The 22,114-nt window shown below is 72.8% G+C and carries 18 protein-coding genes; all 18 read left to right on the top strand.

What is annotated here, in order from left to right; all coding sequences use genetic code 11:
* Positions 1–3 precede the first annotated feature (3 nt).
* The 18 genes from H7965_RS11445 to H7965_RS11360 all read left to right on the top strand — a co-directional run bounded on the left by H7965_RS11445 (position 4) and on the right by H7965_RS11360 (position 21,805).
* On the top strand, positions 4–1,449 hold the full coding sequence (locus H7965_RS11445; protein WP_186770713.1) for a UDP-N-acetylmuramoyl-L-alanyl-D-glutamate--2,6-diaminopimelate ligase: 1,446 nt from the start codon (positions 4–6) through the stop codon (positions 1,447–1,449).
* The gene (locus H7965_RS11440) at positions 1,446–2,837 is read left to right on the top strand and encodes a UDP-N-acetylmuramoyl-tripeptide--D-alanyl-D-alanine ligase (protein ID WP_186770712.1); all 1,392 of its coding nucleotides are present in this window, start codon (positions 1,446–1,448) and stop codon (positions 2,835–2,837) included. The genes H7965_RS11445 and H7965_RS11440 overlap by 4 nt, the downstream gene beginning before the upstream one ends.
* The gene (mraY, locus tag H7965_RS11435) at positions 2,834–3,922 is read left to right on the top strand and encodes a phospho-N-acetylmuramoyl-pentapeptide-transferase (RefSeq protein ID WP_186770711.1); all 1,089 of its coding nucleotides are present in this window, start codon (positions 2,834–2,836) and stop codon (positions 3,920–3,922) included. The genes H7965_RS11440 and mraY overlap by 4 nt, the downstream gene beginning before the upstream one ends.
* 35 nt (positions 3,923–3,957) lie before the next feature.
* Complete coding sequence (murD, locus tag H7965_RS11430; RefSeq protein ID WP_229682520.1) at positions 3,958–5,337, top strand: UDP-N-acetylmuramoyl-L-alanine--D-glutamate ligase; 1,380 nt, start codon at positions 3,958–3,960, stop codon at positions 5,335–5,337.
* Complete coding sequence (locus H7965_RS11425; protein ID WP_390624563.1) at positions 5,334–6,518, top strand: FtsW/RodA/SpoVE family cell cycle protein; 1,185 nt, start codon at positions 5,334–5,336, stop codon at positions 6,516–6,518. Before murD ends, H7965_RS11425 begins: the two co-directional genes overlap by 4 nt.
* 46 nt (positions 6,519–6,564) lie before the next feature.
* Positions 6,565–7,692: an undecaprenyldiphospho-muramoylpentapeptide beta-N-acetylglucosaminyltransferase gene (gene murG, locus H7965_RS11420; RefSeq protein ID WP_186770708.1), complete on the top strand. Its 1,128-nt coding sequence runs from the start codon at positions 6,565–6,567 to the stop codon at positions 7,690–7,692.
* Positions 7,692–9,155, top strand: a complete 1,464-nt coding sequence (murC, locus tag H7965_RS11415) for a UDP-N-acetylmuramate--L-alanine ligase (RefSeq protein WP_186770707.1) — start codon at positions 7,692–7,694, stop codon at positions 9,153–9,155. The genes murG and murC overlap by 1 nt, the downstream gene beginning before the upstream one ends.
* Before the next feature lie 11 nt (positions 9,156–9,166).
* Positions 9,167–10,075 (top strand): UDP-N-acetylmuramate dehydrogenase, encoded by a 909-nt coding sequence (murB, locus tag H7965_RS11410; RefSeq protein WP_186770706.1) that lies wholly within the window; start codon positions 9,167–9,169, stop codon positions 10,073–10,075.
* Positions 10,072–10,995, top strand: a complete 924-nt coding sequence (locus H7965_RS11405; protein WP_186770705.1) for a D-alanine--D-alanine ligase — start codon at positions 10,072–10,074, stop codon at positions 10,993–10,995. The genes murB and H7965_RS11405 overlap by 4 nt, the downstream gene beginning before the upstream one ends.
* On the top strand, positions 10,985–11,887 hold the full coding sequence (locus H7965_RS11400; RefSeq protein WP_186770704.1) for a cell division protein FtsQ/DivIB: 903 nt from the start codon (positions 10,985–10,987) through the stop codon (positions 11,885–11,887). Before H7965_RS11405 ends, H7965_RS11400 begins: the two co-directional genes overlap by 11 nt.
* A complete protein-coding gene (ftsA, locus tag H7965_RS11395; protein WP_186770703.1) occupies positions 11,884–13,179 on the top strand; it encodes a cell division protein FtsA in 1,296 nt (431 codons plus the stop codon). The genes H7965_RS11400 and ftsA overlap by 4 nt, the downstream gene beginning before the upstream one ends.
* A 119-nt stretch (positions 13,180–13,298) precedes the next feature.
* The gene (ftsZ, locus tag H7965_RS11390) at positions 13,299–14,825 is read left to right on the top strand and encodes a cell division protein FtsZ (RefSeq protein ID WP_186770702.1); all 1,527 of its coding nucleotides are present in this window, start codon (positions 13,299–13,301) and stop codon (positions 14,823–14,825) included.
* A 264-nt stretch (positions 14,826–15,089) separates the two neighbouring features.
* Entirely contained in the window at positions 15,090–16,070 is a 981-nt protein-coding gene (gene lpxC, locus H7965_RS11385; protein ID WP_186770701.1) for a UDP-3-O-acyl-N-acetylglucosamine deacetylase, read from the top strand.
* Positions 16,071–16,158: 88 nt separating this feature from the next.
* A complete protein-coding gene (locus tag H7965_RS11380) occupies positions 16,159–17,016 on the top strand; it encodes an outer membrane protein assembly factor BamD (RefSeq protein WP_186770700.1) in 858 nt (285 codons plus the stop codon).
* 119 nt (positions 17,017–17,135) lie between these two features.
* Complete coding sequence (gene recN, locus H7965_RS11375; RefSeq protein ID WP_186770699.1) at positions 17,136–18,818, top strand: DNA repair protein RecN; 1,683 nt, start codon at positions 17,136–17,138, stop codon at positions 18,816–18,818.
* Positions 18,815–19,279, top strand: coding sequence for a GNAT family N-acetyltransferase (locus tag H7965_RS11370; protein WP_186770698.1), 465 nt, complete (start codon positions 18,815–18,817; stop codon positions 19,277–19,279). Before recN ends, H7965_RS11370 begins: the two co-directional genes overlap by 4 nt.
* On the top strand, positions 19,276–21,462 hold the full coding sequence (gene ligA, locus H7965_RS11365) for an NAD-dependent DNA ligase LigA (RefSeq protein ID WP_186770697.1): 2,187 nt from the start codon (positions 19,276–19,278) through the stop codon (positions 21,460–21,462). Before H7965_RS11370 ends, ligA begins: the two co-directional genes overlap by 4 nt.
* Positions 21,463–21,610: 148 nt before the next feature.
* The gene (locus H7965_RS11360; protein ID WP_186770696.1) at positions 21,611–21,805 is read left to right on the top strand and encodes a hypothetical protein; all 195 of its coding nucleotides are present in this window, start codon (positions 21,611–21,613) and stop codon (positions 21,803–21,805) included.
* Positions 21,806–22,114: the final 309 nt, after the last annotated feature.

Here is a 22,114-nt window from a genome sequence, read left to right as displayed (position 1 = left end):
CTCATGCGGCGCATCGGGGGCCCTGCGGGGCCCGGCGCCGCGCCGGCGCTGCTCGGCCTGACCGCCGACAGCCGGGCGGTGCGGCCCGGCTTCCTCTTCGCCGCCCTGCCCGGCGCAAGGGCGGATGGCCGCAGCTTCATTGGCGATGCGGTGGCGCGCGGCGCCGCCGCCGTGCTGGCGCCGGAGGGCACGGCATGGCCGGAAGGCGTGCCGCCGCGGCCGCTGCTGACCGATGCCGATCCGCGCCGCATCCTGGCGCTGATGGCCGCCGCCATGGCCGGCGCCCAGCCGGCGACGGTGGTCGCCGTCACCGGCACCAATGGCAAGACCAGCACGGTGGATTTCCTGCGCCAGCTCTGGACGCTGGACGGCGACCGCGCGGCCTCGCTCGGCACCTTGGGGCTGGTGGCGCCGGGCTTCCCGCCCGGCGCCTCGCTGACCACGCCGGATCCGGTGGCGCTCCACGCCGACCTCGCGGCGCTGGCCTGCGCCGGCATCAGCCGGGCGGCGCTGGAGGCCTCCTCGCACGGCCTCGACCAGCGCCGGCTGGATGGCGTCACCCTGGCGGCGGCGGGCTTCACCAACCTGACGCGCGACCACCTGGACTATCACGGCAGCCTCGACGCCTACCTCGCCGCCAAGCTCCGGCTGTTCGAGGTGCTGCTGCCTGCCGGCGCGGCGGCCGTGGCGAATGCCGACATGGCGCCCGAGGCGCTGCGGCGGCTGCGCGGGGTGGCGGCGGCGCGCGGGCTGCGGCTTGCGACCATGGGCGAGGCCGGCGATGCGATCCGCCTGCTCGCCCACCGGCCGCTGCCCGAGGGCCAGGCGCTGACGCTCGACCTATACGGCAGCCGGGCCGAGGTGGTGCTGGCGCTGCCTGGCCGGTTCCAGGCCGACAACGCCATGCTGGCGGCGGCGCTCGCCGTCGCCACCGGCCTGCCGGCGGCGCGGCTGCCCACGCTGCTGCCACGCCTCGCCGGGGTGCGCGGGCGGATGGAGCGGGCGGCGCTGCTGCCGAACGGCGCCGCCGTCTATGTCGATTACGCCCATACGCCGGATGCGCTGGAGCGGCTGCTGGCGGCGCTGCGACCGCATGCGGCAGGCAGGCTGACCGTGGTATTCGGCGCCGGCGGCGACCGCGACCCCGGCAAGCGCCCGCTGATGGGTGCCGCCTGCGCCCGGCTGGCCGACCGCCTCATCGTCACCGACGACAACCCGCGCTCCGAGGAGCCTGCCCTGATCCGCGCCGCCATCCTGGCCGCCTGCCCCGGCGCCCGCGAGATCGGCGACCGCGCCGCCGCCATTGCCGCCGCCATGGCCGAGCTTGGCCCTGGCGACGTGCTGGCGGTGGCCGGCAAGGGGCATGAGAGCGGCCAGACCATCGGCGGCGTCACCCTGCCCTTCGACGATGCCGCGGTGGTGCGGTCGCTCGCCGGCGGTGCGACGTGAGCGCGCTGTGGGACGCGGCGGCACTGCGGGCGGCGACCGGTGGCACGCTGGCGGCGGAGCCCGTCGTCACCGGAATCTCGATCGACACCCGCAGCCTCGCCCCCGGCGACCTCTTCGTCGCGCTGCGCGACGTGCGGGACGGGCATGATTTCGTCGCTGCGGCGCTGGCGAAGGGCGCCGCCGCGGCGCTGGTGGACCATGACCCGCCCGGCGCGGCACCCGACGCGCCGTTGCTGCGGGTGGCCGATAGCCTGGCCGGACTGACCGCGCTCGGCGCGGCCGGGCGGGCGCGCTTCGCCGGCCGGATCGCCGCCGTCACCGGCAGCGTCGGCAAGACCGGCACCAAGGAGATGCTGCGGCTGCTGCTCGGCGCGCTGGGCCCGACCCATGCCGCCGCCGCCTCCTACAACAACCACTGGGGCGTGCCGCTGACCCTGGCGCGGATGCCGGCCGAGGCCGCCTTCGCGGTGATCGAGATCGGCATGAACAACCCGGGCGAGATCGCCCCCCTCACCCGGCTGACGCGACCGCATGCGGTCGCCGTCACCGCCATCGGCGAGGCACATATCGGCCATATGGGCGGCATCGAGGGCATCGTCGCGGAGAAGGCCAGCATCGCGCTTGGCCTGCAGCCTGGCGGCACCGCGGTGCTGCCGCGCGACAACGCCTGGTACCCGCAGGTCGCCGCGGCCGTCCGCGCCGCCGGCGCCGCCCGCATCCTCGGCTTCGGCCGCGACCCGGCGGCGGAGGTGCGGCTGCTGGAGGCGGCGGTCGGCGTCGATGGCCGCACCCGCGCGCGCATCGCCCTGCCGGGCGGCGAGGTCGCGCTGGCGCTGCCGGCGCTCGGCCTGCACCACGCCGAGAACGCCTGCTGCGCCCTGGCGCTGGTGGTGGCGTTGGGGGCCGACGCGGCGCGCGCCGCCCCGGCCCTCGCGGGCTATGTGCCGGGAATCGGGCGGGGCGCGCCGCGCGAGATCGTGGTCCCTGGCGGCACTGCGCTGCTGATCGACGAAAGCTACAACGCGGCGCCGCCGGCGATGCGGGCGGCGCTGGCGGCGCTGGCGCTGCGCCCTAAGGGGGGGCCGGAGGCCCGCCGCATCGCCGTGCTCGGCGACATGCGGGAGCTGGGCGAGCACAGCGCGGCGTTGCATGCGGCGCTGGCGCCGGACGCCGCAAGGGCCGATCTGGTCTTCGCCTGCGGGCCGGAGATGGCCCGGCTCTACGCGCTGCTGCCGGCGGCGCGGCGCGGTGCCCATGCGGCGGATAGCGAGGCCCTGGCGCCGCTGGTGCGCGACGCGCTGCGGCCCGGGGATGTGGTTCTGGTGAAAGGCGCGCTCGGCAGCCGAATGGCGGTGGTGGTGCGGGCGCTGACGGAGAGTGCGATTTGATCTTCAACCTGCTCGCACCCTTCGCCGAGGGTTTCGCGCTGTTCAACCTGGTGCGCTACACCACCTTCCGGGCCGGCGCCGCCTGCCTGACGGCGCTGGTCCTCTCGCTGGTATTGGGCCCGGCGGTGATCCGCTGGCTGCGCGGCTTCCAGCGCGGTGGCCAGCCGATCCGCGAGGACGGGCCGCAGAGCCACCTGCTCACCAAGAAGGGCACGCCCACCATGGGCGGCGTGCTGATCCTGCTGGCGATGGTGCTCTCCACCCTGCTCTGGGCCGATCTGCGCAGCGGGCTCGTCTGGGCGGTGATGCTGGTGACCGTCGCCTACGGGCTGCTCGGCTTCGCCGACGACTGGCTGAAGGTGACCAAGCGCAATACCAAGGGCGTCTCCGGCCGGATGAAGCTGATGGTGCAGGCGGCGGTCGGCCTGGTCGGCGCCATCTGGATCGTCTGGCTGCTGCCGCCCGGTATCGCCACCGGGCTCGCGGTGCCGGTGTTCAAGGATATCATGCTGCCGCTCGGCCTCGCCTTTCCACTGGTGGCGATGCTGGTGATGATGGGCGCCTCCAACGCAGTGAACCTCACCGACGGGCTGGACGGGCTCGCCATCGTCCCGGCGATGATCGCCGCCGGCGTCTTCGCGCTGATCGCCTACCTCGTCGGCAACCGGGTGCTGGCGGATTACCTGCAACTGCACGCAGTGCCAGGGGCCAATGAGCTGGCGGTGTTCTGCGCCGCGCTGGTCGGCGCCGGCCTTGGCTTCCTCTGGTTCAACGCGCCGCCGGCGGCGGTGTTCATGGGCGACACCGGCTCGCTCTCGCTCGGCGGCGCGCTCGGCGCGGTCGCGGTGGCGACGAAGCATGAGATCGTGCTGGCGATCGTCGGCGGACTGTTCGTTGTCGAGACTGTCAGCGTCATCATCCAGGTGTTCTGGTACAAGCGCACCGGACGACGCGTCTTCCTGATGGCGCCGCTCCACCATCATTTCGAGAAGAAGGGCTGGGCCGAGCCCACCATCGTGATCCGCTTCTGGATCATTGCGATGGTGCTGGCGCTGGTCGGGCTCTCGACCCTGAAGATCCGATGACGGCGCCCGCAGCCGCAGCGCCGGAGGAGAGTTGCGTGACCCGGCCGCCCGCCGACGCATTCCAGCCCTTCGCCGGCGAGGCCATCGCCGTGGTCGGCCTCGGCAAGGCCGGGCTGCCGGCGGCGCTGCGGCTGCGCGACTGGGGCGCCGCGGTGACCTGCTGGGACGACCGGCCGGAGGCCCGCGCCGGCGCCGCGGCGGCGGGGCTGATGCTGGCCGATCCCGCCGCCCCCCCGTTTCGCTGGAACGCGCTGCTGCTTTCCCCTGGCATCCCGCATCTTCTGCCGCAGCCGCATCCGGCGGCCAAGGCGGCGCGGGACGCCGGCCGGCCAATCCTCTGCGACGTGGAATACCTGTTCCGGGCGGTGCGCGCTGCCGGCTCCGCCGCCCGCTTCGTCGGCATCACCGGCACCAACGGCAAGTCCACCACCACCGCCCTGCTGCACCACCTGCTGGCGAGTGCCGGCATCCCCGCCGAGGTCGGCGGAAATCTCGGTCCCGCGGCACTGTCTCTCAAGATATTGGGGTCTGGAGGCGTATACGTCCTCGAGATGTCGTCATACATGCTGGAGCGAATCGCAACCCTCAGCTTCAACATCGGCATCATGCTCAATCTTTCGCCGGACCATCTGGACCGCCACGCCGACATGACCGGCTACGCGGCCGCCAAGGCGCGGGTGTTCGGCGGACAGGGGGCGGGCGACCTTGCCGTGCTCGGCATGGACGATGACGCGGCGCGCGGCATGGCGACGGCCGGCCGCCGCCTGCCGATCTCCGGCCAGTCGCGCCAGCCCGGCGGCGTCTGGGCCGAGGCCGGGCTGCTGCAGGACGAAGCCGGCCCGATTCTCGACCTGCGCCAGGCGCCCGCGCTGCCCGGCAGCCACAACGCCCAGAATGCCGCGGCGGCGGTGGCCGCGGCGCTGGCGCTCGGCGTGCCGCGCGAGGCGCTGGCCGCCGGGCTCGCCAGCTATCCCGGCCTGCCGCACCGGCAGGAGCGGGTGGCGACAGAGGGCGGCGTGCGTTTCATCAACGACAGCAAGGCGACCAACGCCGATAGCGCCGCGCGGGCGCTGGCCAGCTACGACCGCGTGGTCTGGATCGCCGGCGGCACGGCGAAGGAGGGCGGCATCGAAAGCCTGGCACCCTACTTCCCACGCATCGCCGAGGCCCTGCTGATCGGCCGCGACGCGCCGCTGCTGGCGGCGACGCTCACGGCGCATGGCGTGCCGCACCGGATCCTCGGCACGCTGGAGGCAGCGGTGCCCGCAGCCGCCGCGGCGGCCCGCGCGGGTGCGGCGCCGGTGGTGCTGCTCTCCCCCGCCTGCGCCAGCTGGGACCAGTTCTCCGGCTTCGAGGCACGCGGCGACCGCTTCCGCCAACTGGTCACCACCCTCGCGCAGGAAAGGGCCGCCTGATGGCTCTCAGCCGCGCCGATGACTCCGTCCTGGGCCGCTGGTGGTGGACGGTCGATCGCTGGACCCTGGCGGCGCTGCTGGGGCTGATCGGCTTCGGCTACGTGATGATGCTGGCGGCCAGCCCGGCGGTTGCCGAGCGCGTCATGGGCGCCAGTTCCCGCACCCTGCTCTTCGCCAAGCAGGTGGTGTTCCTGGCGGCGGCGGCGGTGATGATGATGGCGGTCTCGCTGCTGTCGCCGCGCAATGTGCGGCGGCTGGCGCTGCTCGGCTGCCTCGGCGCGCTGGCGCTGACCGCGGCGACCTTGGTGATCGGCTTCGAAACCAAGGGCGCGCGGCGCTGGCTGGCCTTTCCGCTGCTCGGCACCATGCAGCCGTCCGAATTCCTCAAGCCCTGCCTCGCCGTGGTCACGGCCTGGCTCCTGGCGGAGGGAAACTGGGCGGCGGCGCAGCGCCAGGCCTCGGCGCAGCCGGGCCTCGGGCTGCTGCATGGGCGCATCCTCTGGCCGGCGGCGGCGGTGCTGCTGCTCGGCGTCGTCTGCGTCATCCTGAAGTCGCAGCCGGATTTCGGCATGCTGATGGTGGTGGTCGCGGTGTTCCTGGCGCAGACCTTCGTCGCCGGGCTGAACCTCGCGGTCGTCGGGGTGCTGTTCGCCGGCGGCATCGGCCTCGCGGTCAGTGCCTATTTCATCCTGCCGCATGTGCGCAGCCGGGTGGACCGCTTCCTCGACCCCTCCTCCGGCGACACCTTTCAGATCACCAAGGCGATGGAGGCCTTCGGCAATGGCGGGCTGTTCGGCCGCGGCCCCGGCGAGGGGCGGGTGAAGAACGCGCTGCCGGATGCGCATGCGGATTTCGTCTTCGCCGTGGCCGGCGAGGAATTCGGCTTCATCATCTGCGCCGTCATCCTGTTGCTCTTCGCCTTCGTCGTCGTGCGCGGACTGCTGCGGCTGCTGGCGGAGGGCGAGCTCTTCGTGGTGCTGGCGGCCACCGGACTGCTGGCGCAATTCGGCCTGCAGGCCTTCGTCAACATGGCCTCCACCCTGCACTTGATCCCGACCAAGGGGATGACCCTGCCCTTCGTCTCCTACGGCGGCTCCTCGGTGCTGGCGATCGCCCTCGGCATGGGGATGCTGCTGGCGCTGACCCGGCGACGCGGCTCCCGCCTGGGGGATGGGTCGTGAGGCCCGCCATCTCCCCCCGGCAGGCCGGCGGAAGGAGGGATGCGTGATGCGCGGCCCGACGGTGGACCCGATCGTGATTGCCGCCGGCGGGACCGGCGGCCATCTGTTCCCGGCCGAGGCGCTGGCGGCCGAGCTGTTGGCGCGCGGCGAGCGCATCGCATTGATGACCGACGCCCGTTCCGCCGCCTTCGAGAGCGCCGCCTTCGCCAATGCCGAGCGCTTCGTGCTGCATGGCTCCGGCCTCTCGGGCATTGGCGCGCTGCGGGCCGCCAAGGGCGCCATGGCGCTGGCCGCCGGTACCTGGCAGGCGCGCGGGCTGCTGCGGCGGCTGCGGGCGACGGCGGTGGTCGGCTTCGGCGGCTATCCCAGCGTGCCGCCGCTGATTGCCGCCCTCGGCATGCTGGGGCGGCGGCCGGTGACGGTTCTGCATGAGCAGAACGCCGTGCTCGGCCGCGCCAACCGGCTGCTCGGCCGCCGCGCCGATGTGCTGGCGCTGTCCTTCGCCGCCACCGACAAGGTGCCGTCCGGCGCACGGGCGCAGGTCATCGGCAACCCGATCCGCCCGGCGCTGGCGGCGCTCGCCGGCCGCGGCTACCCGGGCACCGAGGGCGCGCTGCGGCTGCTGGTGCTGGGCGGCTCGCTCGGCGCCCGGATCTTCGCCGATGTGGTGCCGCCGGCCGTCGCCGCCCTGCCGGAGGCGCTGCGCCAGCGCCTGGTGGTGGCGCAGCAATGCCGGCCGGAGGACCTCAACCGGGTCCGCAGCGCCTATCAGGCCGCCGGCGTGCCGGCCGAGCTCTCCCCCTTCTTTCCCGATGTCGCCGGCCGGCTGGCGATGGCGCATCTCGTCATCGCCCGGGCCGGCGCCGGGACGGTGGCGGAGCTGGCCTGCGCCGGCCGCCCCGCCATCCTGGTGCCGCTGCCGCATGCCATCGACGACCACCAGCAGGCCAATGCCCGGATGCTGGCCGAAGCCGGCGCCGCCATCGTGATGCCGCAGAGCGGCTTCACCCCCGCCCGGCTGGGCACCGAGCTGGGCACCCAGCTGGCCGACCCGCACGCCCTTGCCCGCGCCGCGGCCTCCGCGGCGAAGCTGGCACAGCCGGACGCGGCGCGTCGGCTGGCCGATCTCGTCCTCTCCCTGGTCCGCAGCCGGGCCGAACAGGTATCCCACTGATGCGCGCCCTGCCCCAGACCATCGGCCCCATCCATTTCGTCGGCATCGGCGGCATCGGCATGTCAGGCATCGCCGAGGTGCTGCACAACCTCGGCTACCAGGTGCAGGGCAGCGACATCGCGGAGGGCTACAACATCGCCCGGCTGCGCCAGGCCGGCATCCCGGTGGCGATCGGCCATGCTGCGGAGAACCTGGATGCGGCGCAGGTGGTGGTGGTCTCCACCGCGGTGCGCAAGGACAACCCGGAGGTCCAGGCGGCGCGGCAGCGGCTGGTCCCGGTGGTGCGCCGGGCGGAGATGCTGGCCGAGCTGATGCGGCTGAAATGGTCCATCGCGGTCGGCGGCACCCATGGCAAGACCACCACCACCAGCCTGGTCGCCTGCGTGCTGGAAGCCGCGAAGATCGACCCCACCGTGATCAACGGCGGCATCGTCAACGCCTATGGCACCAACACCCGCCAGGGCGAGGGCGACTGGATGGTGGTGGAAGCGGACGAGAGCGACGGCAGCTTCCTCCGCCTGCCCTCCGTCGTCACCATCGTGACCAACATGGACGCCGAGCACCTCGACCACTGGGGCACGGCGGAGGCGATGAAGGAGGGCTACGCCCAGTTCGTCGGCAACATCCCCTTCTACGGCTTCGCCGTGCTCTGCCTAGACCATCCCGAGGTGCAGGCGATGATCCCGAAGCTCGACCGCCGCATCGTCACCTATGGCTTCTCGCCGCAGGCCGATGTGCGGGCGGAGAAGCTGCTGATGGACCGGATGGGCGCCACCTTCACCGTCACGGTGCAGGACCGCGCCAGCGGCCGCAGCCGCACCATGCAGCCCTTCCGCCTGCCCATGCTCGGCCAGCACAATGTGCAGAACGCGCTCGCCGCCATCGCCGTCGGCGTCGAGATGGAGATCGAAGAGGAGACCATCCGCGCCGCGCTCGCCGGCTTCAAGGGGGTGAAGCGGCGCTTCACCCGGGTCGGCGAGACCGCCGGGGTGACGGTGATCGACGACTACGGCCACCATCCGGTGGAGATCGCCGCGGTGCTGAAGGCGGCGCGGCAGGCCGGGGCGCGGGACGTGATCGCGGTGGTGCAGCCGCACCGCTACACCCGCCTGCAAACCCTGTTCGAGGATTTTTGCACGTGCATGAACGATGCCGGCACCGTCATCGTCGCGGATGTCTACCCGGCCGGTGAGGCGCCGATCGAGGGCGTCGACAAGGACGCGCTGGTGGAAGGGCTGCGGGCGCGCGGCCATCGCAGCGTGGTGCCGCTGCCGGGGCCGGAAAGCCTGGCCGAGATGCTCAACGCCATCGCCAAGCCGGGCGACTACGTGGTCTGCCTCGGCGCCGGCAGCATCACCAATTGGGCGCATGCGCTGCCGGACCAGCTCGCGGCGCTGCAGCCCGGCAGCCGCCGGGCCGCCGAGCCGCGCGCGACGAATGTCACGCCGCTGAGGCGCGCATGAGCAACCGGTCCATGTCTGCCAACCCGATTCCCGCCATCCGCGGCCGGGTCCAGGCCGGCGCGGCGCTGGCGCCCTTCACCTGGTTCCGCGTTGGCGGGCCGGCGGAATGGCTGGTGCGGCCGGCCGATGCGGAGGATCTGGTGGCGCTGCTCGCCGGGCTGCCGGAGGCGATGCCGCTGACCGTGCTGGGCGCCGCCTCCAACCTCATCATCCGCGACGGCGGGCTGCCCGGCGTCGTGCTGCGGCTCGGCGGCGCCTTCGGCGCGGTGCAGGCCGAGGCCGATGGCTTGGTCGCCGGCGCCGCGGCGCTGGATGCGGTGGTGGCGCAGCATGCCGCGGCGGCGGGGCTGGCCGGGCTGGAATTCCTTTCCGGCATTCCCGGCGCCATCGGCGGCGCGGTGGCGATGAACGCCGGCGCCTATGGCACCGAGGTGAAGGACCGGCTGGACTGGGCCGAGGTGGCGACCGCCGCCGGGGTGCAACGGCTGACCGCCGCCGAGCTGGATTTCGCCTATCGCCACGCCAGCCTGCCGCCGCGCGGCGTGGTGCTGCGCGCGCGCTTCCACGCCGCCCCCGGCGAGGCCGCCGCCATCGCCGCGCGCATGGCCGAGATCCGCGCGGCGCGCGAGGCGACCCAGCCGGTGCGCGCCCGTACCGGCGGCTCCACCTTCAAGAACCCGCCCGGCGCCCGCGCCTGGGAGGTGATCGACGCCGCCGGCTGCCGCGGCCTGCGGCGCGGCGGCGCGGAGGTGAGCGGGAAGCATTGCAACTTCCTGCTCAACACCGGCACCGCCACCGCCGCCGAGCTGGAGGCGCTGGGCGAAGAGGTGCGGGCGCGGGTGCTGGCGCATTCCGGCGTCGCGCTGGAGTGGGAAATCAGGCGCCTCGGCATCCCCCTGACGGAAGGAGCGGCGGCATGACCCGGGTCGCGGTGCTCTACGGCGGCATCTCCGCCGAGCGCGAGGTCAGCCTCGCTTCCGGCACGCAATGCATCGCGGCGCTGCGCGAGGCCGGCTTCGCCGTCACCCCGATCGAGGCGACGCGCGACCTCGGTGGGCTGATCGCGGCGCTTCAGGCAGCGAAGCCGGATGTGGTGTTCAACGCGCTGCACGGCCGCTATGGCGAGGATGGCTGCATCCAGGGCGTGCTCGACTGGCTCGGCCTGCCCTACACCCATTCCGGGCTGCGCGCCTCGGCGCTGGCGATGGACAAGGTCGCCGCCAAGACCGTCTTCCACGCCGCCGGCCTGCCGGTGCTGCCGCATCGCCTGGTCGACCTCGCCGAGCTGGCCGAGACCGATCCGCTGCCGCGGCCCTTCGTGGTGAAGCCGGTGAACGAGGGTTCCTCGGTCGGCGTCCACATCCTCCGCAGCGGCGACAACCGGCGCGGCGAGATCGCCCGCGGCTGGCGCTTCGGCAGCCAGGCACTGGTCGAGGAATACATCCCTGGCCGCGAGCTGACGGTCGGCGTGCTCGAGGACCGGGCGCTCGCGGTCACCGACATCCTGGCCGATGCCGGGGTGTTCTACGATTACGACTCCAAATACGCCGCCGGCGGCTCCCGCCACATCCTGCCGGCGGCGATCGACCCCGGCATCTACAACCAAGCGATGCGGGTGGCGGTCGCCGCGCATCGCGCGCTCGGCTGCCGGGGCGCGACCCGGGCGGATTTCCGCTACGACGACACCGCCGGCGAGCCGGGCCGGCTGATCCTGCTGGAGCTGAACACCCAGCCGGGGCTGACGCCCACATCGCTGCTGCCGGAACAGGCGGCGCATGTCGGCATGCCCTTCCCCGCGCTCTGCGCCTGGATGGTGGAGAACGCCCGCCATGGAGCCTAGCCGCGCCCGGCGCGAGCGCGAGCCGACCCGACGCAGCCGCACCGCCGTCACCAGCGCGCCGTCGCGGCCCTCCCGCTTCCGGCTCTGGCTGCGGCGGCGCCGCGGCCTGGCGCGGCCGGCCGGGCTCGCCGTGCTCGGCGCCGGCGCGCTGGTGGTGGCGGCGCTGGCGGTGATGGCGGCCGATCCCTACGGGAGGCTGGCCGGGTTGTGGGAGGGCGCGGCGGAGATCGGCGCCGAGGCCGGGCTGACGGTGAACGAGGTCCTCCTGGAAGGCAGCCGCAACACCCCGCCGGAGCTGGTGCGGGAAGCGCTGGCCGTGCGGCGCGGCGACCCGATCCTCGGCTTCGACCCGCATGCGGCGCGGGAGCGGCTGGAGATGATCGCCTGGGTCGCCCGGGCGCATGTCGAGCGCCACCTGACCGGCACCATCCGGGTCCGGCTGGAGGAGCGCCAGCCCTTCGCGATCTGGCAGCGGGATGGCCGCTTCTCGGTCATCGACGACCACGGCAATGTGGTGGCGACCGAGAACATCGGCGCCTTCGGCCGGCTGCCGCTGGTGGTCGGCACCGGCGCCGACCGGGTTGCCGGCCCCATGGTGGCGCTGCTGCGCAGCGTGCCCGAGGTGCAGGACCGCACCCATGCGCTGGTGCGGGTGGCCGAGCGGCGCTGGAATCTCCGGCTGCGCAACGGCACTGACGTGCTGCTGCCGGAGGGCCAGGAGGCCGCGGCGCTGGCTCGCCTTGTCGAGTTGCATGCGAAGCAGGGGCTGCTCGACCGGACGCTGGCGGCGATCGACCTGCGCCTGCCGGACAAGCTGGTGCTGCGGCTGCCGCCCGCCCCGCCCGCGGCCGAGCAGCCTGCGGCGCAGCGGGTGAGGAGCGGCCGTGGATGAACCAGATCATGCGCCTGCCGCCACCGATCGATCCGCCCGCGCCGCCGCAGCGCCGCCGGGGTGCCCGCAGTGGCACCTTCGGCATCCTCGACATCGGCAGCACCAAGGTCGTCTGCATCATCGCCCGGATCGAGGGTGACCAGGCGCCGCGCACGCTGGGCTTCGGCTGGCAGCGGGCGCGCGGCATCAAGGGCGGCAGCGTGGTCGACCTGGAGGAGGCGGAGCGCGCCATCCGCGCCGCGGTCGGCCAGGCGGAGGTGATGGCGGATACGCAGTTGCGCGGCGCCATCGTCAACCTCTCCTGCGGCCAGCCGGAATCGCGGCAGCTCCATATCCAGTGGCCGATCGCCGGCCGCGCGGTGACCGAGGCCGACCTGCGCGCCATCCTGCACGAGGGCCGCCGCCGCTGCGCCGAGGATGGGCGGGAGACGGTGCACGGCTTCCCGCTCGGCTTCACCGTGGATGCGACGCCGGGGGTCGAGGACCCGCGCGGCATGATCTGCGAGACGCTGACCGCGCGGCTGCATCTGGTGGATGCGGCGCAGGCGTCGCTGCGCAATCTCGGCGCCTGCCTGCTGCGTTGCGACCTGGAGGTGGAGGAGCTGGTCTCCGCCCCCTTCGCCGCCGGCCTCGCCACGCTGGTGGAGGATGAGAAGCAGCTCGGCGCCACGGTCATCGACATGGGCGGCGGCACCACCACCCTGGCGGTCTTCGCCGAGGGGCATCTGCTGCACACTGCCCAGCTGCCGGTCGGCGGCTGGCACGTGACTAACGACCTGGCCCGCCTGCTGTCGACGCCGCTGGCGCATGCCGAACGGCTGAAGACGCTGCATGGCGGGGTGCTCGGCGCGCCGGACGACGAGCGCGAATGGCTGCCGGTGCCGCTGGTGGGCGAGGCCGAGGACCAGATCGCGCGGGTGCCGCGCGCCATGGTCGTCGGCATCATCCGACCGCGGCTGGAGGAGACCTTCGAGCTGATCAAGGATCGGCTGGAGGCGGCCGGGCTCAGCCAGGAGATGGGCCGGCGGGTGGTGCTGACCGGCGGCGCCAGCCAGCTCGTGGGCGTGCGCGAGCTGGCCGCCAGGGTGCTGGACCGCCAGGTCAGGCTGGGCCGGCCGCATCCGGTGCGCGGCCTGCCCGAAACCGCTTCGGGGCCGGCCTTCGCCTCGCCGCTCGGGCTGCTCGCCTGGGCGGCAGGGGAAGGCCGTCCTTTGCTCGATCTGGTGCCCGGTCCCGATCGGGCGCCAGGCGCGTTTCGCCGCTTCGTCAACTGGCTGCGGGACCGGGCGTAGTGCCGCAAGGCACGGCCCGGGAGATGATGAGGACGCCTGAACTAATTCGGTTTTGCGGTGGGGGCCGTGAGACACGAATCGAAACGATCACTTAGGATTTGGTGAAGGGGGATGCACGCATGACGCTCAATTTGACCCTGCCCGTTGCCCAGCACACCGATTTCAGCCCACGGATCACCGTCATCGGTGTCGGGGGCGGCGGTACCAACGCGGTCAACAACATGATCGCCATGGGACTCGACGGGGTCGAGTTCGTCGTGGCGAACACCGATGCGCAGTCGCTGGTGCACAGCAAGGCGGAGCGCCGCGTGCAGCTCGGCCCGCATCTGACGCAGGGGCTCGGTGCCGGCGCCAAGCCGGAGATCGGCCGCGCCGCGGCGGAAGAAGCGACCGAGGAGCTGGCGAAGCACCTGGACGGCTGCCACATGGTCTTCGTCACCGCCGGCATGGGCGGCGGCACCGGCACGGGGGCGGCGCCGGTGATCGCCCGCATGGCGCGCGAGCGCGGCGTGCTGACCGTCGGCGTGGTGACCAAACCCTTCGACTTCGAGGGCCCGAAGCGCAAGCGCGCCAGCGACCTCGGCATCGAGGAACTGCAGTCCTTCGTCGACACCCTGATCGTCATCCCCAACCAGAACCTGTTCAGGCTGGCGAATGAGCGGACGACGTTCCAGGAAGCCTTCAAGATGGCCGACAACGTCCTCTACATGGGCGTGAAGGGCGTCACCGACCTGATGGTGAACCCCGGCGTGGTGAACCTCGACTTCGCCGACATCCGCACCGTCATGGCGGAGATGGGCAAGGCGATGATGGGCACCGGCGAGGCCGAGGGCGACGACCGCGCGGTGAAGGCCGCCGAGGCCGCCATCAGCAACCCGCTGCTGGAGGATACCTCCATGCGCGGCGCCCGCGGCGTGCTGATCAGCATCACCGGCGGCTACGACCTCACCCTGTTCGAGGTGGATGAGGCGGCCAATCGCATCCGCAAGGAAGTGGACGAGGAAGCCAACATCATCTTCGGCTCCTCGATCGATGAGACGATGAACGGCCGCATCCGCGTCTCCGTCGTCGCCACCGGGATCGACGCCGTCCAGGCCCAGGGAACGCATCCCGCGGCGCAGGCCGCGGCCCAGCCGGCCGTGGCGAAGACGGATGGGCTGACCCTGGTACCTGGCGGCCGCCCGTCCCGCCCGGCGGTGACCGCTGCGCCGGCCACCCCGCCCAACCCGGCGCCTCGTCGCGTCGCTGGCATGCCCGGCAGCTTCCTGCGCCCGGCGGTGAATCAATCCGCCTCGCCGGTCGCCGCGCCGGCGCCGCAGGCGCTCGGCCCGGTGCCGGTCGTGGTGGTGGAGGAGGAACCGGAGACCCAGGCCCCGGCCGTTGATCCGCAGCGCCGCCCGGCGCCGGTCGCCGCCCAGGCGGCGACGCTCGCCCCGCCGGCCCCGCCGGTGGCCAGCGGTGGGCTGCGCGGGCTGTTCCAGACCGTCACCGGCCGCTCCGCCCCGCTGATGCGGCGCAACCTGCCGGAGCCGGCGCCGGTCGCGCCCCGGCTGGACCCGGCGCCGGCCCGGACCCCGGCGCGCGCCGCCCCGGAGGGCGAGATCGGGCTGGAGATCCCGACCTTCCTGCGGCGTCAGTCGAACTGACGCAACCGTATCGGATTGGCGGCCGCGGCCGGTGCCCCCCTTGGCGGGGCACCGGCCGTTGCCGTGAATCGGGCTTCACCGCACCGCAGCATATTTCTCGCCAATCCATTGTGCGACGCAAAAATACAATCAAATCAATATGTTACAGCGTAATATGACGAAATAAGGCTTGACTCGCAGATACGGGAGCCGGGTGTCATCTAGATGCTGGGTGCCTGCCAGGACTGGCGCTCCACGGTGAACAGGGGCTGCACAGGGGTGGGCATGGACGGGTTTTTTCCGCTCGATACGGGTCGTCGCCGGACGCTGAAGGCCGCCATCGGCTGCGTCGGCATCGGTCTGCACAGCGGCCGTCGGGTTTCCCTCACCCTGCGGCCGGCCGCCGCTGGCACCGGCATCCTGTTCCGCCGCACCGACATCGGGCTGGAGCTTCCTGCCCGTTACGACCATGTGGTCGACACCCGCCTCTGCACCGCCCTCGGCATCCCGGGCGACGCGCCCGCGCATCGCATCGGCACGGTGGAGCATGTGATGGCGGCGCTGGCCGGCTGCGGCGTCGATGACGCGGTGGTCGAACTGGACGGGCCGGAAGTGCCGATCCTCGACGGCTCCGCCGCGCCATTCGTCTTCCTGCTCGACTGCACCGGGCTGATCGCCCATGGCGGCCTTGGCACCGCCGAGGCCGAGGTGATCGAGGTGCTGCGCCCGGTCCGGGTGCAGGAGGGCGAGGGCCCCGACGCCGCATGGGCCGAGCTGGCGCCCGGCCTCGGCGACCGGCTGGAGGCCAGCCTCACCATCGATTTCCCGACCACCGCCATCGGCCGCCAGTCGCTGGCGCTGCGGCTCACCCCGCAGGCCTTCCGCGCCGGCCTGGCCGATGCGCGGACCTTCACCCTGGCCGAGGACGTGGCCCGGCTGCGCGCCGCCGGCCTCGCCCAGGGCGGCAGCCTGGCCAATGCCGTGGTGGTGGACGGGCCGCTGGTGCTGAATCCCGGCGGGCTGCGCCGGCCGGATGAATTCGTGCGGCACAAGCTGCTGGACGTGGTGGGCGATCTGGCGCTGGCCGGCGCGCCGCTGCGCGGCCGCTTCTCCGGCCATCGTTCGGGCCATGCGCTCAACAATCGGCTGCTGCGGGCGCTGTTCGCAGACCGGGTCAATTGGCGGGCGCTGCCCGGGCTGCTGGTCGGCGAAGGTGCCGCCCCGCGGCTGCCGGCCGCCGCCGCCGCGGCCCCCGCGGTCGCCTGAACCGGCCCGGATGGCCCGCCGCCCCGGCCCGTGTCGGCAGGCGAAGCGGCATGCTATAGGGTCGGGCCAATCGCATGACCGGGCCCCGATGATCCGACGCGCTTCCCCCCTGCTCGCCCTGTGCCTGGGCCTTGCCGTCCTGCCGGGCTGTTCGATGTTCAACAATTGGGACGGCCGGCAATCCTCGCTGGACGCCGCCCGCCGCGCGCCCAACGCGACGCTCGACCAGAGCCCCGAAGGGCTCTACGCCGCGGGGGTCGAGGCGCTGCAGGCCCGCCGCTTCCCGCAGGCGGTCGACCTGTTCGACCAGGTGGAGCGCGACCACCCCTATTCGACCTGGGCAACCAACGCCAAGATCATGGCGGCCTATGGCGAGTACCAGCGCAACCGCTACACCGAGGCGATCGGCGCACTGGACCGCTTCATCCAGCTGCACCCGGCGCATCGCGACATCGCCTACGCCTATTACCTGCGCGCGCTCTGCTACTACGAGCAGATCACCGATGCGCAGCGCGACCAGCGCACCACCGAGCAGGCGATGGCGGCGTTGCAGGATGTGGTCAACCGCTTCCCCGACACCGCCTATGCCCGCGACGCGCGGCTAAAGATCGACCTCGGCCGCGACCATCTGGCGGGCAAGGAGATGAACATCGGCCGCTTCTACCAGCGCCAGCGCCTCTACGGCGCCGCCATCGGCCGGTTCAAGCGCGTGGTCGAGGATTTCCAGACCACCAACCACGTGCCGGAGGCGCTGCACCGGCTGACCGAGATCTACCTGGCCCTCGGCCTGCCGGAGGAGGCCAAGGCGACCGCCTCGGTGCTCGGGCATAATTTCCCCGGCAGCCCCTGGTACCAGGACAGCTACGCGCTGCTGGTCGAAGGCTCCGTGCCGGTGGCGGCGGAGCGGCCCGGCTTCGCCCGCCGGGCCTGGAACTGGATCTTTTGAGCCGCGGCGGCTAGCGCATGCCCGCGTCGCCCGCGCTCACGGTCCATGCCCCGCCGTGCCTGCGAGCCTCCCCAGCCGATCGGACGGTGTCTGATCGGATGATGTGCTAGCGGCCACCCATGCTCGCCTCGCTGGCGATCCGCGACGTCGTGCTGATCGAGCGGCTGGACCTCAGCTTCGGCCCTGGCCTCACCGTGCTGACCGGCGAAACCGGCGCCGGCAAATCCATTCTGCTCGACAGCCTGGGCCTGGCCTGCGGCGCGCGGGCCGAGGCCGGGATGGTGCGCGCCGGCCAGGCGCAATGCTCGGTCACCGCCGAATTCGCCCCGCCCGACGGCCACCCCGCCTTCGCTATCCTCGCCGAACAGGCGGTTGAGCGGGAGGAGACGCTGGTGCTGCGCCGGGTGGTCCAGGCGGACGGCCGCAGCCGCGCCTTCGTCAACGGCCAGCCGGTCGCCGCAGGGCTGCTGCGCCGGCTGGCGGCGACACTGGTCGAGTTGCAGGGCCAGCACGACCAGGTGGGGCTGGCCGATCCGGCAACCCATGCGGGCCTGCTGGACGCCTTCGGCGGGCTGGAACCGCTGCGCCAGGCAACCGCCGCCGCGCATCGCCGCTGGCGCGAGGCGGAGCGTGCCCTGGCCGAGGCGCGCGACGCCATCGCCGCCGCCCAGCGCGATGAGGAATTCCTCCGTCACGCGGTGGAGGAGCTCTCCGCCCTGGCGCCGGAGGAGGGCGAGGAGGCAACGCTCGCCACCGAACGCCAGCGGCTGCAGCAGGGCGAGCGGCGCGGTGAGAGCATCGCCGCCGCCCTGGCCGATCTGCAGCCGCGCGACCGCCGCCGCGGCGGCAGCCCGGCCGATGCGCTGCGCAGCGCGGCGCGCGCGCTGGAACGGCTGCCGGCGCCGAATGAGGAAGCGCAGCCGATCCTCGCCCTGCTGGCGACCGCCCAGGATGCGGTGGCCGAGGCCGAGACCCTGCTGGAGCGGTTGCTGCAGGAGGGCGCCCCCGACCCGCGCCGGCTGGAGCAGCTGGAGGACCGGCTGTTCGGCCTGCGCGCCGCCGCCCGCAAGCATGGCGTGCCGGCGGTGGAGCTGCCGGCGCTGCTGGTCTCGCTGAAGGAGAGGCTCGGTGCGCTTGATGCCGGCAGCGGCAGGGTGGCGGCACTGGAGCAGGCGGCGGCGCAGGCGCGGCGCGATTATGTGGCGGCGGCGGAGGCGCTCTCGGTGGCCCGGCGGACTGCGGCGGAGCGGCTGGAAGCGGCGCTGGCCAAGGAGCTGCCGCCGCTGAAGCTCGACCGCGCCCGCTTCTTCGTCGAGGTGGCGCCGCGGGAGGAAGCCGCCTGGGGCGCCGATGGCATGGACCGGGTGGCCTTCCTCATCTCGACCAACCCGGGCCAGCCGCCGGGGAATCTGCAGAAGATCGCCTCGGGCGGCGAGCTGTCGCGGCTGATGCTCGCGCTGAAGGTGGTGCTGGCGCGCGGCAGCCCAGTGCCGACCTTGATTTTCGACGAGGTGGATGCCGGCATCGGCGGCGCCACCGCCGCGGCGGTGGGGGAGCGGCTGGCGCGGGTGGCCGAGCGGTTGCAGGTGCTGGTGGTGACGCACAGCCCGCAGGTGGCGGCACGCGGGGCGCAGCAGTTGCGCGTCGCCAAGCAGGTGAAGGGCGAGCGCGCGGCGACCACGGTGGAGCCGCTTGGCAAGCGTGAGCGGCGCGAGGAGATCGCCCGTATGCTGGCCGGGGAGCGGGTGACGGATGCGGCGCGGGCGGCGGCGGACAGCCTGCTGACGGGGGGGCTGCTGTGATTCGCCGCGCCGTTCCGGACGATGCTCCGGCGCTCGCCGCCATGCTGCGCGCGCTGAACGACGAGCCGGGGTTGCAGCCCGGGCTGATCACGCCGGACCGGGTGGCACGCGACCTGATCGGCGATGCGCGCTGCGTGGTGCTGGTCGCCTGCCTGGACGGGCACGCGGCCGGCCTCGCCACCGCGCATCCGAGCTATGACAGCGGCCATAGCCGTTGGGGGCTGTTCCTCAACGACCTCTATGTGGTGCCGGAGGCGCGGCGGCACGGGATGGGCCGGGCCCTTGTCGCCGCCATGGCAGCGGAGGCGCTGGCCTCCGGCGGCAGCTTCCTGTGGTGGAATGCGGATGAGGGGGACGAGACCGCCCTCGCCTTCCATCGCCGGCTTGGTGCGGAGACGGCTTTGGTCACGGATTTCATCCTCGCCGGCGAGAGCCTGGCACGCATGGCGCGGTCGGCATGAACGACACCACGCTCCGCACGCGCCCGCCCGAGGCGCTGACCGAAGCCGAGGCCTCGGCCGAACTCGCCGCCCTCGCCGCCGAGATCGCCGCCGCCGACATCGCCTACCACCAGAACGACGCGCCGGAGATCACCGACGCCGAATACGACGCGCTGCGCCGCCGCAACGCCGCCATCGAGGCGCGCTTCCCCTCGCTGAAGCGGGAGGACAGCCCGAGCGAGGCCCCCCCCGGTGCGGCCCCTGCCGCGGGCTTCGCCAAATCCCGCCATGGGACGCCGATGCTGAGCCTCGACAATGCGTTCGGGCCGGAGGATTTCGCCGAGTTCACCCGCACCCTCCGCCGCTTTCTCCGGCTGCCGGAGGAGGAGGTGCTGCGCTTCGTCGCCGAGCCGAAGATCGACGGCCTCTCGGTCAACCTGACCTATGAGGACGGCGTCTTCATCCGCGGCGCCACGCGCGGCGACGGCACGGTGGGCGAGGACATCACCCGCAACCTCCAGACCTTGGGCGAGGCCGAACTGCCCCGGCGCCTCGGCCCCGATGCCCCGGCGCAGATCGAGATCCGCGGCGAGGTCTTCATGACCAAGGCGGATTTCCTCGCCTTCCGCGAGGAGCAGGCGCGGCTGGCCGAGGAGCGGGAGCAGCGCCGCGAACGGGGCGAGAAGGTCGGCCCCGAAATCCGCATCCCGGCCAATCCGCGCAACGCCGCCGCCGGCTCGCTGCGGCAGCTCGACCCGGAGGTGACGGCGCGCCGGCCGCTGCAGTTCTTCGCCTATGCCCAGGGCGCCTCCAGCACCCCGGTGGCGGAGACGCATTGGGAATATCTGGCGGCGCTGAAGCGCTGGGGTTTCCGGGTGAACCCGCTCTCCAGGCTGCTGCCGGACGCGCATGCGGCGGCGGAATTCCAGGCCGGGCTGGCCGGGCAGCGCGCCGGGCTGGACTACGACATCGACGGCGTCGTCTACAAGCTGGACCGGCTGGACTGGCAGAGCCGCCTCGGCTTCGTCGGCCGCACGCCGCGCTGGGCCATCGCCTGGAAATTCCCCGCCGAGCAGGCCACCACCACGCTGCTGAAGATCGACATCCAGGTCGGTCGCACCGGGGCGCTGACGCCCCGCGCGGTGATGGAGCCGGTCAATGTCGGCGGCGTCATGGTGCAGCACGCGACCCTGCACAATGAGGACGAGATCATCCGCAAGGATGTCCGCATCGGCGATACGGTGGTGCTGCAGCGGGCCGGCGATGTCATCCCGCAGATCGTCTCGGTGGTGCTGGAGAAGCGCCCGGCGGACAGCCAGCCCTTCGCCTTCCCCGAAACCTGTCCAGCCTGCGGCAGCCATGCGGTGCGCCCGGCCGGCGAGGTGGTGCGGCGTTGCACCGGCGGGCTGATCTGCCCGGCCCAGACGGTGGAACGGCTGAAGCATTTCGTCAGCCGCAACGCCATGGACATCGAAGGGCTGGGCGAGGAGAACATCATCGCCCTGCATGAGGCGGGGCTGGTGAAGAGCCCGGCCGACATCTTCCGCCTCAAGGACCATGCCGCCACCATCCGACAGTGGGAGGGCTGGGGCCGCACTTCGAAGAAGGATTCGAAGAAGCTCGCCAACCTGCTGGCCGCGATCGAGAGCCGGCGCACGCCGCCGCTGGAGCGCTTCATCTTCGCCCTCGGCATCCGCCGCATCGGGGCGCAGAACGCCAAGCTCCTGGCCCGCCACTACCATGATTTCGCGCAATGGCGGTCGCGCATGCTGGCCGCTACCACAATAGGCTCCGAGGCGCGGGAGGAGCTGGGCTCGATTCAGGGAATTGGCCCAGCCATCGCCACCGAACTGGCGGAGTTCTTCGTCGAGCGGCGGAACCTGGAGGCGCTGGACGATCTCGCCCGCGAGGTGTCGCCGCTGCCCGCCGAGAGCTTCGGCGACAGCGACAGCCCTTTCGCCGGCAAGACCGTGGTCTTCACCGGCACCTTGCAGCAGACCTCACGCGACGAGGCCGAGGCGGTGGCCGAGCGGCTCGGCGCCAAGGTCACCAAGAATGTGTCGAAGAAGACAGATTTCGTGGTGGTCGGGGCGGATGCCGGCAGCAAGGCCACCAAGGCAGCGGAACTCGGCCTCCGCACCCTGACCGAGGCCGAGTGGCGAGAGATGGCGGGAATGACATCCGCCAGCGGGCCGGCTCCCTGACCGGCCCGCTGCCGCCGTCATTCCACGCTGGCCGTCGCCGGCCCGCGTGAAACCGCTCAGCGCCGCGCGGCGAACTCCGCGCTGACGTCGGGCTCAGGGCCGCGAGTGCTGATGCATCTGCGGCGGCCTTTGCGGCACCGGGCTACCGATGCTGCCGCTGCTCGGCCCGCTGTATTCGACATTCGGCCGCCCATCGCCACGCACGCCGGAGATGCTGGGCGTGCCGGCCGAGGCATTGGCGCTGTTGCTGCCGCCGATGTCCCTGGCCTGCTGCTGCAACGGCGGCGCGCCCGGGCCGGCGCTGGTGCCGCTGACCGGCGGGCCGCTGGGGCTGGAGGCCTGATTACAGGCAGCCAAGGCGAGGCCGCTGCCCAGGGCAAGCAGCAAAGGCGCAATTCGCATGGTCGAGGTCCCATATTCGGTTGCGCCCCCAGCCTCCCCGGATAGATGCCGCAAGGGTGATCACAACGGCTTGCGATCGGATGTGGAATTTGACATCCGCGATCACTGCCAAGTGAGCATCGGCGCCCTTTTGGCCACGCTCCCGGTGCCGCCCCCCTTTCCCCGCACCCGCGGCCGTCCGATGTTGCGGCCTGGAACCGGCGCCCCAGCCACCCCGACGGCGGGAACCAGCCAGGACGCAAGAGGAGAA

Origin of the sequence: Siccirubricoccus deserti (assembly GCF_014283215.1) — a bacterium.
Lineage (GTDB): Bacteria > Pseudomonadota > Alphaproteobacteria > Acetobacterales > Acetobacteraceae > Siccirubricoccus > Siccirubricoccus deserti.
This window is presented reverse-complemented; position numbering and strand designations above follow the sequence as displayed.